This window comes from Spirulina sp. CCNP1310 (assembly GCF_034932185.1).
Classification (GTDB): domain Bacteria; phylum Cyanobacteriota; class Cyanobacteriia; order Cyanobacteriales; family Spirulinaceae; genus Spirulina.
On the sequence record NZ_JAYGHW010000065.1, the window covers coordinates 32,359 to 49,864 of the forward strand.

Consider the following 17,506-nt stretch of genomic DNA (forward strand, 5'->3'; position numbering starts at 1 on the left):
TCGGATAATTGGCTGGCCGCAGCTAAAACATCCTGAATCGTCATACTTTTCTCTCAGAGCGATTATGTTTAGATCTAGCTTAATCCAGGTTGAGCAGAGGGGGAACTTTCGGAGGAGGCGATCGCCATCACAGACCAACAAGCAATCATGGGAAGTCTTCAACCGCAAATTAACACCGCTTCGTGGAGTAATTGGGTGGCTTGGGGAATTCCCAGGGGCCGGGCAAACCAAAAACCCTGCCCCAAATCACAGCCTAAATTCTGTAACTGCTCCGCCTGTTGGGCGCATTCAATCCCCTCCGCCACCACATCCAAACCGAGATGGTGAGCGAGGGCGATAATCGTTTGCACAATCACACTGGAATCTTCACTCATGGCACTCACAAAAGAGCGGTCAATTTTTAACCCCTGCATCGGGAATGTGTGGAGACGACTCAGGGAAGAATAGCCTGTGCCAAAATCATCAATGCAGAGTTTAAAGCCTTTGCGGGTCAGTTGTTCGAGGGTGTAGAGGGTGAGGGCGGAAGACTCCAAAAAGAGACTTTCCGTGATTTCCAGCTTAATGGCACTGGGGGGGAGATTGAGTTGGAGGAGGAGGATTTCTAGTTGTTTGAAAAAGTCCCGTTGTTGAAAGTGGATGGCGGCGAGGTTGACGTTAATCGTGATCTGGTCGAGGTCGATGCCTTGGTGTTGCCAACTGTGCCATTGATGGGCAACGGCCTTGAGTACCCAAGCGTCTAATTGTTGAATGAGTCCGGTTTCTTCCGCCAGGGGGATAAATTGGGCGGGGGGGATACAACCCTGGTGGGGATGATTCCAACGGATCAGGGCTTCAAAACCGACGAGTTGGCGCGTTTTGAGGGCGACAATGGGCTGGTATTGCAGGAAAAATTCATCCTGTTCAATGCCCCGCCGTAGATCCCCTTCGAGGGTGATGCGTTCTAGGGCCTGCTGTTGCATTTGGGGCGTGAGGACGACGATGGTATTGCTGCCGATGCGTTTGGCTTGGTAGAGGGCAATGTCGGCATCTCGGAGAATTTCGGTGACGTTGTGGTAGGGGGCGGTGGTGGGGACAATGCCCACACAGGCCCCAATTTGGACGGTGTAGTGATTGAGTTGGAAGGGAAAGCGGAGTTGTTCGATCAGTTGTTTGGCGATCGCCTCTCCCTCCTGGCCTTGGAGGGGGGTAATCACTAAAAATTCATCGCCCCCCAAACGCCCCACCACACCATTTCTACCGAGAAAGGTTTGCAAGCGGTGGGCCACCTGTTGGAGGAGCAGATCGCCGCTGAGATGGCCAAAGCGATCGTTAATGCTTTTAAACCGATCCAAATCCAGAAAAAAGGTGGTTTTTTGTTGGCCGGTGTAAAGGCTCTCGGTAAGGTGTTGAATCAGCCAACTGCGATTGTAAAGGCCCGTGAGCAGGTCGTGATAGGCTTTATGGCGCAGTTGTTCATCCTGCTCCTTGAGGCGTTGGAGGGCTTGAAACAGGGCTTCGGTGCGCTCCTGTACCCGACATTCCAGGGTGCTGTTGAGTTTTTGCAATTCCCCTTCGATGATGCGGCGGGCGGTAATTTCCTGGCTCAGTTTTTGGTTTTGGGCCTGGAGGGTGAGTTGGAGGGATTGGAGCTTGAGATGGAGTTGCACGCGGCTGAGGACTTCATCGGCTTGATAGGGTTTGGTGATGTAGTCCACGGCTCCGAGGGCGAGGCCCCGCTGTTTGGTGGCGATCGCCGTCACCCCCGTCAGAAAAATCACCGGCACATCGGCAGTGCGGACATTTTGTTTCAATTCCCCACAGACTTCAAACCCATCCCGCCCCGGCAACATTAGATCCAACAAAATCAAATCAGGGACAACTTGATCCAGTTTCTCCAAAGCCGTCACGCCATCGGTGGCCACCAAAACCCGATAACCCTCATCTCGCAACACATTGAAGAGAATCTTGAGATTGTTGAGGTTCTCTTCAATCACAAAAATTAGGGCCGATGTTTCTATCTCCATTCGTGACACCACGCTGTTGCGAATAACCCAACTTTCAGAATAGGGAGTTTCAGCCCTTGTTGTTGTGTGCTGTGTCACGATCACGCGATCAATCTGGCTCAGGGAGGGAAGAGGCAAGAGCATAGAGCAGGGAGGAAAGAGTGAAGTGGAGCGTTCTCCCTCGTGGCTCACGGCTCATTCCTGAAGGATCGTCTTAGAGACAATTCGGGTTTTTTTGCGATCGCTTTCGGACAATTCCTCCCCTGCCTGTAACTGGGTGGCGCTTTTTTGCAACACAGTGGCCCCGCTGTCATCCCCCAATTGCAGGGCGGTTTTGGCGGCAGTTTGCAGCATGGTGGCCGCACCGAGGCGATCGCCCTGTTGCAGTTTTGTTTCCGCAATTTGCGTCTGGCGGTATTTCGCCAAGGCGAGGATCGATTTTTGCACCGTTGGCTCCGGCTGGGGCTGATAGGCGGTTTGCACCTCGGCATAGACGGGGATCCGCTCGGAAACCAGGCCCGTTTGCCCCGTAGCCGGGTCATCGTAACGCACCTGAACAGTGGCAATGGCCGCATTGCCCGGCGGCAGTTGGTGAATATAGAGGTTTGCTAACACAATCCGCTCAACGCTCATCAAATCCCCCAACCGCACCCCGTAGGTATTGCCCTCCTGTTGTACCGTTAATTCCACGGTTTCCGGAGCCACCTGGGCAATGGGTTTCAGTTCCGCCAAGCGCACCCCTGGACTCAGTTCAAGGTTGAGATAGGCATTGGTTAAACCCACGGATTGGGCGCGGGTAAAGAGGCGATCAAATTCGCTCCCCGCCTGTTCCGGGCTTTCGATATAGGCCAACGTACCATTGGCCTGATCGGCGATCGCCTCCAGCACATCCTGATTCCAATGGGCCCCAAACCCCAAGGTATTCAGCGTAATGTTGTATTCCGAAGCTAACTTCGCCAACTTCAAACAGCGGTCATTATCGCCATGCTCATTTTCCCCATCGGTGAGTAGGAAAATTTGCGAAGTCCGATCCTGCTTCCCCTTCGCAGTTTCCTCAATCCCCAACTTCATCCCCTCATCAATGGCCGTCCCCCCATCGGGGCCAAGGCGGTCAATGCGGGATTTAATCGCCGCCACATCTTCCACCGGCTGATTGGGGACGAGGACTTTCGCCCGGTGGTCAAAGGCAATGACAGTAATGTGATCCCTAGGCTTCAGGCGGTCGATGAGGCTGAGGGCCGCTTGCTTGACGGTTTTTAAAGGGGTTCCATTCATCGAACCACTGTGATCCAGCACGAGGCAGAGGTTGAGGGGAAGGTTAGCCTGATCGGGAGCTTGGGCGATCGCCCGAATTGCCATCGACAGTTGTCGCTGGCTACTCTGTTGGCGGGCATCAATATGGGGGTCGTTGAGCAGAGGGTGCAATCCAACTTTCATAATCTTCCTCCGAGAAACCCCATCCCCATAATGGGTGGGTTTGTTAACAATCTTCGCGGCAAATCAAGGGCTGGAGCAGTTTGAAAACGCTGAAAACCACAACCTTCCCCACAAATCGGCAAATTGAGGGGCAGTGATGGGCAATAACTGCGAGATCAGCAAACTCACCTTTTTAAGCATAAGCGAGATTCTCTACCGTTGACAGTGGGATTCCGGGATCCCGCCCGACTCGACTATTTTACCGTGAAAGAAATTGCTAACTCTGTCCAAACATCCCCGTAAAATAGAGAACAGGAATGCACCCAGAGTTATGCCCCGACTATGCTCAATACCCTCTTGGAAATTCAACAGCTTTTGTTGAACCAAAGCGATGTCGACCATTGCGTAGCAGCAATTTTACCCATGGTGGGGAAAATTGCCCAAGTTGAGCGAGTGTGTTGGTTTGATCGGTTAACCGCAGAGGATGAAGGGGTCTGGTTTTTGCTCCAAGACCAGTGGGTGATTCCCCCTTGTCCTCATCTCACGTTGCCCCAAGAATCTCTCAACCATTGGCCCGCCACCTGGCAGGCAAAAATCATCGCCGGAGAAGTGATCACCCTCATTCCTACCTTGGGGATTGGCATGGATGGCCCCTTGCCGCCCACGGTACAAGATGCCAGCCTTCAGGGGGTGTTAATCCTGCCCCTGACGATGCAGGGGCAGCCCCTGGGTTATTTACGTTGTGATCATGTGGTGATGGATGTGCTTTCGCAGGCTGCCCCGATGTTGGTGCAACAGTTGTGGGATCAAGAGGTGATCAATGCTTTAACCCTGGCCAGTCAGGCGATTACCCTGCGGTTGGCGCAATTTTATAGTTACACCGAGCAGCCCATCCTCGGTTTTGGCGATCGCTTCTTTCGGCAATCCGCTGATCCCTGCTGCATTGCGGATTTTGACGGCTATTTTCAAACCGTTAACCCGGCTTGGCTGGTGGTGACGGGCCACAGTGCCGCCACCTTAACCACCTCTCCATTTCTGGAGTTTGTTCACCCTGAGGATCAGGGGCAAACCCAAAGCGTCTATCGGGTACTGATGGAGGGGAAAAGCATCGTCCATTTTCAAAACCGCTATCGTTGTGCTGATGGTAGTTATCGCTGGTTGGAATGGAATTCCGTCACCGATCTAGAGGCAGCGGTCATCTATGCGATCGCCCGTGATATTACCGCCCAAAAAGAATTAGAACTCCTCCAGCAGGAAAGCCAGCAAAGGCTAGAAGCCGCCCAAGCCCTCGCCAATATGGGGGATTGGGAACTGGATTTAATCACCGGCCGCACCACCTGGTCACGGCAACTGTTTAAAATTTTTGACCTCTCCCCCGAAGCTGATGACCCAGAAACTCACATCACCCATTCCGCCGCTGGTATGCTCCAGGGTCAATACTTTCACGCCATCCATCCTGAGGATCGCGCCATTGTTGAAGAAACGATTCAAGGGGCGATTAATCATGGCCAAAGCTATGAACTGGAGCATCGGATTATCTGCCCCGATGGCACTCTGCGCTATCTCCTGGTGCGAGGGCAACCGATTCTCAATCATCGGGGCCAGGTAACGCGGTTATTTGGCACAGCCTTGGATATTACCCATCAAAAAGCGGTAGAACATCATCTGAGCGATCGCTTCGCCCTTGAACAATTGATCACCACCATTTCCACCCAATTTATTAATCTCGACTGGGCTGATATTGACCGCGAAATTGAAACCACCTTAGCCAAAATTGGTGAGTTTACCCAAGTGGATCGCAGCTATATTTGCCAACTCGAAGGACAAACGTTAATCCATACCCACGCTTGGCTTAACCCCGATCTGGATCATCCTCAATTGCTCTGTGATGCAGTTTCCAGCGGCGATTTACCCTGGCTGATGGCTCAATTACAACAGTTAGAGGTGATTTCCGTCCCCTCGGTCGCCCACCTACCACCGGCCGCCGCCTCGGAGCAAGCCCATTGGCAACAACAACGCATTCACGCCTTAATTGCCGTCCCGATTATTTCTCAAGGAGAACTCATCGGTTTTTTAGGGTTAGATGCGATTCAAAAACCCCGCAGTTGGGAAGGGGAAGATGTGGCTTTACTCCAGTTAGTCGGGGAAATTTTTGCCAATGCGATGCAGCGACAAACTATTGAGTCGGCCTTAAGTGAAAGTGAGGCGCGGTTTCGTCAATTGGCAGAAAATATCCAAAGTGTGTTTTGGATGATTGACCCAATCTCTGGTCAATTACTTTATGTTTCCCCCGCTTACGAAACGATTTGGGGGCAATCCTGTGAAGATCTCTACCAAAACCCCAAATTGTATCAACAGGTCGTTCACCCAGAGGATCAGGCGGTGATGGCGGCCTTTTTAGAGCAACAACAACAGGCAGCCTGTGAAGTTGAATACCGGATCATTCGTCCCGATGGAGAGGTGCGTTGGATTCGCGATCGCGCTTTCCCCATTCGCAATACTGCGGGGGAGGTCTATCGGATTACGGGGATTGCCGAGGACATTAGCACCCGCAAATTCACAGAAGCGGCGTTGCAAGTGTTGCTCAAAAACACGGCAGCCAAGATTGGTCGGGATTTTTTTCGCGCCTTGGTGAAACAACTGGCGGCGGTGTTGAATGTGCGTTGTGCGGTGGTTTCCACCTGCCTTAATCAGCCCCCCAGCCGGGCGAAAACCTTGGCGATCTGGGAAGGATCTGCCTTTCAAGCGGATTTTGAATACGATTTGCACAATACCCCCTGTGCGCTGGTTGCGCGGGGGCAGGTCTGTCTCTATCCCGATGCTGTGCAATCGCAGTTTCCTGAGGATTTTTATTTGGTGAATCAGGGCATGGTCAGTTATGCCGGTGTTCCCCTTCAGGATGCAACCAATCGCATTTTGGGGCATTTGGCGATTATGGATACTAAACCGCTCAAAGAACCGGAATTACCGCTGTTAATTCTACAAATTTTCGCCGCCCGCGCTGGGGCAGAATTAGAGCGTCTGGTGGCAGAACAGGATCGTCGCCGCAGTGAGGAACGCCTGCAATTGGCAGTAGATGGCAGTAATTTGGGGTTGTGGGACTGTCAACCCCAACAAAATACCGCTGTCCACAATGCTCGCTATTGGCAAATGCTGGGCTATGCAATGGGGAATCCCTTTGATACGCCAACGGGTTGGCGGGAACTGGTACACCCTGAGGATTTGCCGGTGATGGTTGACCAGTTGGGGCGGCATATTGCCGGGGAAACGCCGGTTTATGAATCGGAATTTCGGATGCGCCATCGGGATGGCCATTGGGTGTGGATTGCCTCCCATGGCAAGGTGTTTGACTATGATGCCCAGGGGAAACCGCTGCGGATTACCGGAACCCACATGGATATTAGCGATCGCAAGGAAATGGAGCGGATTAAGGATGAATTGATCGCCGTGATTAGCCATGAATTGCGCACACCCATGACTTCCCTCCATGGTTCTTTAAAACTGCTCCTAACGGGGAAATTGGGGCAACTCACCCCCCAAGGTCAGCGGATGTTAGAAATTGCAGTGCGCAATACAGACCGCCTCAATCGGTTGGTGAGTGATATTCTCGATCTTCAGCGGCTCAAGGCCAAACAATCCCAATTTCGGATGGAAGCTTGGGATGTGCAGCATTTATTGCAAGAGGCGATCGCCACTCAAAATGTTTTTGCCATGGAGCAAAATATCACCCTCACCATGGCCCTTTTACCCGTTCCTTTAACCCTGTGGGGCGATCGTGACTATCTCCTCCAAGTGTTGATCAACTTGATCAACAATGCGATTAAATTTTCCCCCCCCCATTCCACCATTCACCTCACAGCCCGCCCCTACAGTGAAAAAGATCTCGTCATCACCGTTCAAGACCAAGGCCGGGGCGTTCCATCGGCACAAATCCCGATTATTTTTGACCATTTTCGCCAAGGGGATGGCTCCGATGTCCGGCAAATTGGCGGCACGGGTCTGGGGTTAGCCATCTGTCGTCAAATTGTCGAGCAACATGGGGGTAAAATTTGGGTGGAAACGGTGGTGGGGGAAGGGAGCACCTTTGCTTTTACTGTTCCCATCGCCCCATAAGCCTGAGGGATTGAGCGATAATCAGAGGATTTGCCCTCCTGCGGCCAGGAATAACGGTTGTGAGGTGGCAGGTCTGGGGGACAGTACAGGACAATGGGGCAAAGATGCGATTTCCAAAATGCAAAGCCGATGGATAACAATAACTGGATTCAAGAACTTTTCACCATTGGGGTGGGAACCACGTCGTTTTTAGCGGAAAAATTAACGGAAGTGGGGGATCAATTGGTTCGAGAAGGGAAGATCGAGCCGGAGCAGGCCCGCGCCATCATCGATGAGGTGGTGGAGAAGGTAAAGGGGGAGCAGGGCAATCTTGAGGAGCGGATGCAGGTGCAAATGCGCCATTTGTTCCGGGATTTTGGTGTAGCGCGGCAGTCGGAGGTGGATGAACTGCGGGGCCGCATTGACCGCCTGGAGCATCAAGTGCGAGATTTAGAAAATAAACTGTGGCGTTAATTGGAGTTCATGGGAAACGTGATGCGTGAAATTTGGATTAGTTTTGGAATTATGGCGGTGTGCCTCCTTGTGCTCGTCAGTTCATTAATTTTCGGGTTGGGGAATGGGCCGGAGGCGATCGCTGCTGAAGCGAGTGCTTCCCCTGATACACTGACGGAAACGGTGGCAGTCGAGGCTCCCACCCCAACTTTAGATGAGGAATCAACCCCTGTGAGTGAGATTGTAACAACGGAGTCGGGTTTGCAGTATGAAGTCCTCAAGGCCGGTAGTGGGGCAACCCCCGAATCCGGTAAAACCGTGGTGGTGCATTACACGGGAACCTTAGAGGATGGTAAGCAGTTTGATAGTTCCCGCGATCGCGGTCAGCCGTTTTCTTTCAAGATTGGCATTGGCCAGGTGATTAAGGGCTGGGATGAAGGGGTGATGTCCATGCAATTGGGGGAACGACGCAAGTTGATCATTCCTTCGGAATTGGGCTATGGCGCTCGTGGCGCGGGGGGCGTGATTCCTCCCAATGCAACGCTCATTTTTGATGTGGAATTGTTGGAGATTAAGTAGGATCCCCCCTGCCCCCCTTAAAAAGGGGGGTTCTGAAATTAACCCCCTTGTTAAGGGGGTCGGCGTAGCCGGGGGGATCGTGAGCCTCAAAACGAAGCGGGATCCCCCCTGCCCCCCTTAAAAAGGGGGGTTCAAGAATACACTCCCTTAAAAAGGGGTGCTTGTTAGGGAATTGGGAAAACAAAAATGCGGGTGATTGGTTTAATTAGCGGTACATCGGTGGATGGCATTGATGTGGCCTGTGTGGAGATTGAAGGGACGGATTTAGCGATTTCGGTGCATTTAATGGCCGGGATGACTGTGCCTTATCCGACGGCGTTGCGATCGCAAATTCTCGACCTTTGCGGCGGGGCGGCGTTGACGTTGGCGGAATTTGCGGTTTTAGATGAGGCGATCGCCTGTGCCTTTGCGGAAGCCGTCGCGGTTTTAACCGCCCAAACTGGCCCCGTGGATTTAATCGGCTCCCACGGCCAAACCCTCTACCACCGACCGCCAGCGGGGGATCTCGGCTATAGCCTCCAATTGGGGCGGGGGGCGACGTTGGCCCACCTCACCCAAACGCCAACGGTGAATAACTTCCGGGTGGCAGATCTGGCCGCTGGTGGCCAAGGTGCGCCCTTGGTGTCCCGCTTAGATTTAGCCCTCCTGAGCCATCCCAGCGAACCCCGCTGTATCCAGAACCTAGGCGGCATTGGCAATGTCACCTACTTGCCTCCCCGTCAACAACCGGATTGGCAGGATCAGGTTTTAGGCTGGGATACGGGGCCGGGGAATGTGTTATTGGATTTGGCGATCGCCCAACTCACCCACGGGCAACAAACCTATGATCCCGGCGGCCAATGGGCCGCCCAAGGCCAGCCCTGTCTCCCCTTAATTGATCACTGGTTAAACCATCCCTTTTTCCACGAACCTCCCCCCAAATCCACTGGCCGCGAACTCTTCAGCCCCGACTATCTCGCCCAATGTGCCACCGATGCCGAACCCTACGGCCTCAGTCCCGCCGATTGGCTGGCCACCTTAACAGAATTCACCGCCCTTTCCGTCGCCCACAGCTACCGCCAATCCTTACCCCAATCCCCAGTACGGGTACTTTTAGCCGGGGGTGGTAGTCGCAATACTTACCTGTGTGAGCGACTCGCCCACCATTTAGCCCCCGCCACAGTGGCCACCACCGCCGATTATGGCCTAGACCCGGATTTTAAAGAGGCGATCGCCTTTGCCGTCCTCGCCTATTGGCGTTGGCAAGGTGCACCGGGCAACGTCCCCGCCGTCACCGGAGCCAAACAAGCCATTCCCCTCGGAGAAATCCATCCGGTGATTGGCCAAAACGGGGGTTATACTAGAGCCTGAAAACCTCATCCGTGCTGTTAAACTGTGTCTCACACCTTTCTACTCGAGGAAGGGCGCTGGACCTTCAAAGGTCATTGGTTAGAACGTCAGGGTTTACCCGTACCCATTGCAGGCAAAACCTTAATTGCCTGGGGTCAACAAAGCTGGTTTACCTGGGTGACGCGCCTCGAATTTCCCCAGGGAGAGCATCCACAAATGACCTTACAATATCGAGGTCGTCTCGATTTGGGCGATCGCTTCTACAACTTCGTCTTGCAACACAGCACCCTCGGCCGAGTGGAGGGAGAAGGCTGGATCGCACCGGATTCCATTGTGCAGCAGTATCAAGTGATCAGTGAAGACGATCGCCAAAGCCAGCGGCGTAATGGCTTTGAGAGCCTCCATCGTCTTGATGAAAAAACCTACCTCTTTTCTGGGGGAACTTTTGTCGGCCCCGCACTGATCACCACCATGGAGGCCACCCTCCAGCGTCAGGGATAAGGTTGATCCCGCGTAACCCGCGCTAAAATCACACCATAGCCAATCCGTGAGGATTGAGGCTCCAAGAAGGGGATCGCCATATGAGTACCGACCCAAACATTGGTCGTCGCTTGTCCAATCGCTATCGCTTAGTTGAACTTGCCGGAAAAGGTGCCATGGGACGGGTCTACCGTGCCGAGGATACCTTGTTAGGGGGGGTGACAGTGGCAGTGAAATTCTTAGCTCAAACCCTGCTCAATCAGCGGATGCGCGATCGCTTCGAGCGAGAAGCCACGATCTGCGCCCTATTAGCAGAAAAAACGATGCACATTGTCCGAGTCAAGGATTATGGCGTAGATGATCATGATGTCCCCTACTACGTGATGGAATTCCTCGAAGGGGAAAACCTCAGCGACATGATCAAAACCCGCGCCCTCCCCTTTGGCCAATGTTTAAGTGTCCTGCGTCAGGTTTGTCGGGGTTTAGAATGCGCCCACCAAGGCATTTTATTTAAAGGGGAGCCGAGCCAAATCATTCACCGGGATATTAAGCCCAGTAATATCCTCCTTGTCCAAGATGTCAGTTTTGGCGAATTGGTCAAGCTGCTAGATTTTGGGATTGCCAAACTGGTGGAAGCGAACCGGGATCAAACCCATTCGTTTATGGGAACCCTCGCCTACTGCTCCCCAGAACAGATGGAGGGCAAAGAACTCGATAGCCGTTCGGATATTTACAGTTTAGGCGTAACACTTTATGAAATGCTGTCGCGGGATATGCCGCTGCTGCCGGAAAATAATTCCTTTGGTGGTTGGTATAAGGCACACCACGATTTTCAGCCCCTCCCCCTACGGTCAGAATTAAAAATCCCCCCCGAACTGAGCCAGTTGGTGATGCGCTGTTTGGCGAAAAATCCTGACCATCGCCCCCAATCGGTGCGGGATATTTTGCAACTCATTGAACCCATGGAGGCGGAATATAACCGCACCCGTAAACTGGCGCAACTGGATGCGATCGCCCCCACCCTCACCCGCGAAGAAAGCCGCACCCAATCCAGCCTCGAACAAGTTTGCTGGCAACAAAAATGGCCCCAGGACAAACCCCGCCAGAAAATTGTGTTTCCGCAATTGATCCGGGCCAATAATGATCTTTATGCTTCCCTGTGGGTGATGTTGGAGTTGGAGGATATCGTTAAACGTCGCTCCAGCACCCGTTATAACCAATTCCTGTTTTCCACCATTCCCCACCCGATGCTGCTCTGGCTGACGGTGCTTTATAACCGTAAAGAGGGCCCCCGTTGGCTCCCCTGTTACCTTGACCTCAAAACCGGCATGGGGCAAAAAATCACCCATCTGTTAGGGGCAAATGGCTACTATCGCATCCTCTTCTTTGCCCTCGAAAACCCGAACCAATGCGAAAACCTCACCACCACCACCATTGATCCGGAGCAATGCCGTCGTCTCCAAGATTGGGTACAAATTAGCAAGGGCCTCCCCAATGCTGGGCAGGCCACAATGAGCAAAAGTCTATTGCGTCAGGAATTGGAAAAACTGAAGCCGAAAATTTTAATGAAACTAGAGGCTAATGCCAGCGCCACCCATCACTATTAACGTCGGATTGCGGAGATCGCGGTTTTCATCAACTTTCATCAACTTTCATCAACTTTCATCAACTTGAGGTATGAATACCCCCATTGATCCCCCTTAAAAAGGGGGAAATGGCCTTCTCATCCTTTCGCAATCTGCTATCAGGCTGTAGGGGCGAAAAATCTTTCGCCCTTCGGCAGAGCCGAGAGAAACTGGCTTATTCTTTGGGGCTAAAAAATAAAACCGGGAACCAACTGTTGCGCAACACCTCATTGGCAAAGCTGGGGGAAGTCCAATCTAGCAGTGCGCCCCGACTTTGGTAGGCAATGGCGATCGCACTAATATCCATCTCCATGGCCACAGTCATGATTTCCTGCAAAGGATCCCCTGTCCGTACCACAGTTTCCACCGCAACCCCCATCGCCGCAAAATCCGTCTTCACCGCCGCTAACTTTCCCTCCGCCATTTGATATTGATAGCTGTCCTGCTCAGTACGACGACCCCCGCTTGTCACCACCCAAACCAGATGGCATTGGGTCAGGCTGTGGTCAGGATCCTTGGCAATTAATCCTTTAAGGCGTTCGATTAAATAATCTGCCGATGGACTGCCGTTGTAGGGAATCAACAAACTGCGCCAAAGGTTTTGACAGCGCAAATTGAGTTCTTCCTCACGATAAACCGAAACCAGTTGGGGACGAAGAATCAGAAGAGGGCTTTTGGTATTGCGGGTTAAACTTTGGGTGGTGCTGCCAAACACGGTTTCTTGCATCAGGCTGCGGGTGGGTGTACCCATGAGAATCAGATCACTATGATACTGTTCGAGCAGTTTAGGAATGATCTCGGCCGCTTTGCCCGATCGCACCTCAATGATCATTTCCACTCCACCAGGGGCATGGGCCGCCGCCCCTTCTAGGCGGGCCCGGGCCGCATCAATTCTTTCTTGATCCACACGGGGAACATCCCCCTCTTCCCAGAGGGGAACAGTGTGGACAAAGACAATTTGGGTAAATCCCCCAGCAGCCAAAGCCGGGACAAAACGGATTAGGCGTTGGAGGCCATCGGAAAAATCTGTACAAATTAAGCAGCGTTGAAACATAGAACACAGGCTGAGGAGTGGGCTTGTCTTCTATTGTCCTATATTGTCCTACATCTTCTCAACTCTTGTTCGGTTAGTAGAGATAGGTGTTTTAATTGGGGCCATAAGTCGAACGGATGAATGGTGGATGGATTGAGGGTACGCCCCGAAACCCCCAGCATGGTTGCCATGGTAACGATGCGAGAGTTGTGAGGTCGGCCTCTCCCCAATGGACGGTATCAACCGCCACCGCTATGCACCAATGCCCCATTCATGGCGCAGGAAATCTTTATACATATTTTCCCGCACCAGCATCTGGCGGTACATATTCACCAAAAACTCCTGGGCTTGCTCGCGGCTCATCTGCTGCACCTGGGTTTCAAAGGAGCGGATGTTGAACTGTTGTTCCAAGGAAAGATCAACGGGTTGGGACATGGAAACCTCCAAACGACAAACGACGTTTACTGTGGATTACGGAAACCAGCAACGAACGGGTTACTGTTGATATTACAAAATCTAACAAATCCTTGACAAGATTGCCAGTTACCTCTGATACGGTTTTAAAAATTTTCTTGCGCTAATCGGGTTGGGGGCAGTGAGTCGATGGGGTATCAACGGGGCGATCGCCCCCTCTCTACGTCGTCCTTGGCCCTGGAAATTGAGCCAATTCTTCAAAAAATTTGACGCAATGCGTAAACATTCTGTAATAATTAGGCGTGGGGTCAGCAAAAAACAGTAAATTGTATCTGGCCAATTCATCTTTAAATCGATGGGCCTGGAAGAAACCCCAGTCTGGAGCCGGGTTGTGCTATTTAAAACCAGCCCATTCAAAATCAACTGTGGCGCAACAAGAACAAAAGCATCAACATAGAGAGACTGGGGGCAAAAATTTTATCGATTGCTTTAAGTTATTGATCCATGTAAAGTGTCGTTTTCCGCCAAACTGGCTACAGAGCGGCCTGATTCAAGCTTCAAGACGTGGGTTTGGGTCACTTTATCCATTCACGGTGTTTATTGTTGTTCGGAGTTAACTTTCATGTCTATTCGTCTTTATGTCGGCAATTTGCCTAAAGAATCCGTTGATCGCCAAGCCCTCCATGCTGTTTTTGAGGAATTTGGCGAAGAAGTGTCCACCAAAGTGATCAAAGACCGTAAAACCGGGAAATGTCGTGGTTTTGCCTTTGTCACTGTTCCCACCGATGAGATGGCAGATCAAGTGATCGAAAAACACAACGGTCAAGCCTTCATGGATACCACCCTCAAAATCGAAAAAGCCCTGCCTCGGGAAAAAGCGAAAGGGGAAAAGGAAGGTAGCACCCCCACCCCTAGCCCCACCACGAAGCGAACGGCTAGCACCAACAAAAAACGGCAAACCACCACCACGACGGCTTCATCATCCAGCGGTTCGGTTCAGCCCGATCCCCGCTGGGCCGATGATCTCGCCCGGCTGAAGGAAATGCTCACCGCCCAGGCCACCAACACCTAAGGGACGATTCAAGCCCCAATCCGCGCAGGCAGCCTCGGTGTTGTTTGCGCTTTTTGTTGTCAGCAATACCTCAAGCAAGGAGAGCGCCCAGGGCTTGGGTGCATCTCCCCACCTTGCACCCAGCCCGCTCCTAGGGGGGAAACCCTTAAAAGTTTCTTCCGGGTTGGGGTAGGGGTGGGTGTCGCCAAATTGAGCTACACCCGGTTAATTTTTGATCAACTTGGCCCATGGCCGGGTGATTAGCTTAAAATAAGTTAAAAGATATGTAAACTTTTTTAACTATTCTTTGCCAGTTGGGGCGTACCAATGATCTCTGTAAAATCCCTATTTTCCCCGGTAGAAGCTGATCTTGAGATTCTCACCACTAATCTCAAGGCCTTAGTGGGGGCCAAGCATCCCATTCTCAGCGCGGCTGCCGAGCATTTATTTGGGGCTGGGGGCAAGCGGATGCGACCCGCCATTGTCTTAATGGTGTCGCGGGGGACGATGATGGGGCAAGAGATTACACCGCGCCATCGCCGTTTAGCAGAAATCACCGAAATGATCCACACGGCGAGCCTCGTCCATGATGATGTGGTGGATGAATCGGAACTGCGGCGCAATGTGGCGACGGTGAATAGTTTTTTCGGCAACCGGATTGCGGTGTTGGCGGGGGATTTTCTCTTTGCCCAGTCTTCTTGGTATTTGGCGAATTTAGATAATTTGCAGGTGGTGAAGCTGCTCTCGGAGGTGATTCGCGATTTTGCGGAGGGGGAAATTCGTCAGGGGTTAAATCGCTTTGATACGGATTTGTCCATTGAGGCCTATTTAGAAAAGAGCTATTACAAAACCGCTTCGCTAATTGCCAATAGTGCCAAGGCCGCCGCCGTCCTCAGCGATGCTCCGGAGGAATTGACCCAAGAACTCTATCTTTACGGCCATCACTTCGGCCTGGCGTTTCAAATCATCGACGATATTCTCGATTTCACCGCCACCAGTGAGGTACTGGGGAAACCGGCGGGATCGGATCTGGCCAGTGGCAATCTGACGGCTCCGGTGCTTTACGCTTTGGAGGAGCACCCCTATATTGCGGTGTTGATTGAGCGGGAGTTTAGTCAGGCGGGGGATTTGGAGCAGGCGTTGGAGTTGGTGCGTAATAGTCGGGGCATTGAGCGATCGCGCCAATTGGCTCAACACCATTGCGAGGAGGCGATCGCCCATCTCAAAAGCCTTCCCCCTTCCCCCTGCGCCCAAGCTTTAGAGGATTTGGCGAATTATAGTCTGAATCGGATGGCGTAATTGAAGGGAGGAGTGGGGAGTAGGGGCGTTGGCGTAAGCCTGCCGGAGGCACAAAAATTTTTCGCCCTGCCCCTCATCCCCCAGCCCCTTCTCCTACAGAGGGGAGAAGGGGAGCTAGATTCAAAGTCCCTCTCCCTCTCTGGGAGGGATTTAGGCTGAGGGTTGCGAGATTTAGTAAAGCATTCACGATCGCTGCGGCAACGGGTGAACCACCTTTGCGGCCGGTGGTAAGGATGTAGGGTAAATCCATCGTGGCTAAACGGGTTTTAGATTCCTCCACTTGGACAAAACCGACGGGTACGCCAATGATTAACGCTGGTTTTTGGCCCGTGTTAGTCATGGCATCACAGAGCGCGAGTAAGGCGGTGGGGGCATTGCCAATCACATAGATCCCTTGGGGAGCTTCTCTAAAACAGTGTAAGATCCCGGTTTCGGTGCGGGTTTTGCCCGGCTCTGGGGTGGGGGCAAAATCGAGGGCGGTGAGGATGGGGTTTTGGAATGTGCGCCCCACTTTGCTGAGAATGCCCTGGCGTACCATTGTGACATCGACAATGATGGGCTGATGGTTTTGGATGGCAGCAATCCCGGCGGCGATCGCCCCTGGACTAAACTGCAACAACTGCAAAAATTCAAAATCCGCCGTACTGTGAATCACCCGACGGGCGATCGCATACTCTGCTGGATCAAGGTTATGGGAACCCACTTCCTGGTCAATAATGGCGAAACTTGCGGTGACAATGGGATGATCTAAAGCGTTCAAGCCCCTCTCCTTTACTGATTATGCTTGAATGTTGATCCTACTGGACTTGGCTCACCCGTGCTTAAACTCAGTGTTGCTCTTTTAACCCGCAATCGCCCCCAATCCTTAGCGACTTGTTTAGCCTCGGTGCGCTCCGCATCAGCGTACCCATTGCAATCGGTGCAACCCACAGAAATTATTATTTCCGATGATTCTGACCCGGAATTTCAGGGGGAAAATCAGGCGATCGCTCAACAGTGGGATTGTCGCTATATCCAGGGGCCGCGCCGGGGCCTCTATGCCAACCGCAACCACGCCGCCCTCGCCTGCACCGGAACCCACATCCGCACCATGGATGATGACCACCGCTTTCCCCCGGATCATTTTGCCCAATGCTGGGAAGCGATCAAGGCTGATCCCAATGCCCTTTGGACTACCGGGGAACGGAGCTATATCGATGGGGTCTTTTATTCTCATACAGAGCGAGCCAATCAGCTTTCTGCCTCAGGGGTCGGCTTGGGGATTACCCAACCCGATGATAATTGGGGCATTGCTGATGGTTCAACAATTTACCCCCGCACCGTCTTTGATCAAGGTTTTCGGATGATCGAGAACTTTAACAGCTATGGGGAAAGTTTTTTAGAATTTGGGGCCTATCTCTATGCCCATGGCTTTAAAAGTCGCTGCATTCCCGGTGCTTATGTGGAGCATTATTGCGATCGCACCGTGATCACCCGCCGCCCTTTAGGGATGTATGTCAGTCGCCTCTATGCCAGCATCGCCTTTAACCGTTATTTTTGCCCCCATCGTCTCCGCCTGCTCCGCTACATTCTGACCTACAGCCAATATCTCGCCCCCCATTACAATCTGTTGACTTATCTCCCGCAAATTTGGCGGGAGGTGGCAGAACGGTGGGAAGGAGTGAGAAGAGAGGAGTGAGGAGTGAGGAGTGAGGAGTGAGGAGTGAGGAGTGAGGAGTGAGGAGTGAGGAGTGAGAAGTGAGAAGTGAGAAGT

The 17,506-nt window shown here is 52.4% G+C and carries 14 protein-coding genes; 9 read left to right on the forward strand and 5 right to left on the reverse strand.

The window, feature by feature from the left end; all coding sequences use genetic code 11:
• Window positions 1-158: 158 nt before the first annotated feature.
• Together VB712_RS11010 and VB712_RS11015 are read right to left on the reverse strand one after the other, a co-directional pair.
• Window positions 159-1,973 carry a putative bifunctional diguanylate cyclase/phosphodiesterase gene (locus tag VB712_RS11010; RefSeq protein WP_323254611.1) on the reverse strand — a complete coding sequence of 605 codons (1,815 nt, stop codon included), beginning with the start codon at window positions 1,971-1,973 and terminating at the stop codon, window positions 159-161.
• Between the two features lie 204 nt (window positions 1,974-2,177).
• Window positions 2,178-3,419, reverse strand: a complete 1,242-nt coding sequence (locus tag VB712_RS11015) for a VWA domain-containing protein (RefSeq protein WP_323254612.1) — start codon at window positions 3,417-3,419, stop codon at window positions 2,178-2,180.
• Window positions 3,420-3,740: 321 nt separating this feature from the next.
• Between VB712_RS11015 and VB712_RS11020 the strand changes: the two genes are divergently transcribed.
• The 6 genes from VB712_RS11020 (at window position 3,741) to VB712_RS11045 (ending at window position 11,938) form a co-directional block, all read left to right on the forward strand.
• Window positions 3,741-7,511 (forward strand): PAS domain-containing protein, encoded by a 3,771-nt coding sequence (locus VB712_RS11020; RefSeq protein WP_323254613.1) that lies wholly within the window; start codon window positions 3,741-3,743, stop codon window positions 7,509-7,511.
• A gap of 129 nt (window positions 7,512-7,640) precedes the next feature.
• Entirely contained in the window at window positions 7,641-7,964 is a 324-nt protein-coding gene (locus tag VB712_RS11025) for a phasin family protein (RefSeq protein WP_323254614.1), read from the forward strand.
• 21 nt (window positions 7,965-7,985) lie between these two features.
• Window positions 7,986-8,522 carry an FKBP-type peptidyl-prolyl cis-trans isomerase gene (locus tag VB712_RS11030; RefSeq protein WP_323254615.1) on the forward strand — a complete coding sequence of 179 codons (537 nt, stop codon included), beginning with the start codon at window positions 7,986-7,988 and terminating at the stop codon, window positions 8,520-8,522.
• 186 nt (window positions 8,523-8,708) lie between these two features.
• Window positions 8,709-9,872: an anhydro-N-acetylmuramic acid kinase gene (locus VB712_RS11035; protein WP_323254616.1), complete on the forward strand. Its 1,164-nt coding sequence runs from the start codon at window positions 8,709-8,711 to the stop codon at window positions 9,870-9,872.
• A gap of 24 nt (window positions 9,873-9,896) precedes the next feature.
• Window positions 9,897-10,352, forward strand: a complete 456-nt coding sequence (locus VB712_RS11040) for a hypothetical protein (protein ID WP_323254617.1) — start codon at window positions 9,897-9,899, stop codon at window positions 10,350-10,352.
• A gap of 80 nt (window positions 10,353-10,432) precedes the next feature.
• Window positions 10,433-11,938 (forward strand): serine/threonine-protein kinase, encoded by a 1,506-nt coding sequence (locus VB712_RS11045; protein WP_323254618.1) that lies wholly within the window; start codon window positions 10,433-10,435, stop codon window positions 11,936-11,938.
• A gap of 193 nt (window positions 11,939-12,131) precedes the next feature.
• Here the strand turns inward: VB712_RS11045 and VB712_RS11050 are convergent, their stop codons facing one another.
• Complete coding sequence (locus VB712_RS11050) at window positions 12,132-13,010, reverse strand: universal stress protein (protein WP_323254619.1); 879 nt, start codon at window positions 13,008-13,010, stop codon at window positions 12,132-12,134.
• Window positions 13,011-13,241: 231 nt separating this feature from the next.
• Window positions 13,242-13,424 (reverse strand): NblA/ycf18 family protein, encoded by a 183-nt coding sequence (locus VB712_RS11055; protein ID WP_323254620.1) that lies wholly within the window; start codon window positions 13,422-13,424, stop codon window positions 13,242-13,244.
• Between the two features lie 601 nt (window positions 13,425-14,025).
• Between VB712_RS11055 and VB712_RS11060 the strand changes: the two genes are divergently transcribed.
• Both VB712_RS11060 and sds read left to right on the forward strand, forming a co-directional pair.
• Window positions 14,026-14,475: an RNA-binding protein gene (locus tag VB712_RS11060; RefSeq protein ID WP_323254621.1), complete on the forward strand. Its 450-nt coding sequence runs from the start codon at window positions 14,026-14,028 to the stop codon at window positions 14,473-14,475.
• Window positions 14,476-14,781: 306 nt separating this feature from the next.
• Window positions 14,782-15,753: a solanesyl diphosphate synthase gene (gene sds / locus VB712_RS11065; protein WP_323254622.1), complete on the forward strand. Its 972-nt coding sequence runs from the start codon at window positions 14,782-14,784 to the stop codon at window positions 15,751-15,753.
• A gap of 73 nt (window positions 15,754-15,826) precedes the next feature.
• On the opposite strand, the gene VB712_RS11070 is transcribed toward sds, so the two are convergent.
• On the reverse strand, window positions 15,827-16,513 hold the full coding sequence (locus VB712_RS11070) for a precorrin-8X methylmutase (RefSeq protein ID WP_323254623.1): 687 nt from the start codon (window positions 16,511-16,513) through the stop codon (window positions 15,827-15,829).
• 57 nt (window positions 16,514-16,570) lie between these two features.
• Here VB712_RS11070 and VB712_RS11075 point away from each other — a divergent pair, with 57 nt between their 5' ends.
• Window positions 16,571-17,431: a glycosyltransferase family 2 protein gene (locus VB712_RS11075; protein WP_323254624.1), complete on the forward strand. Its 861-nt coding sequence runs from the start codon at window positions 16,571-16,573 to the stop codon at window positions 17,429-17,431.
• Window positions 17,432-17,506 lie beyond the last annotated feature (75 nt).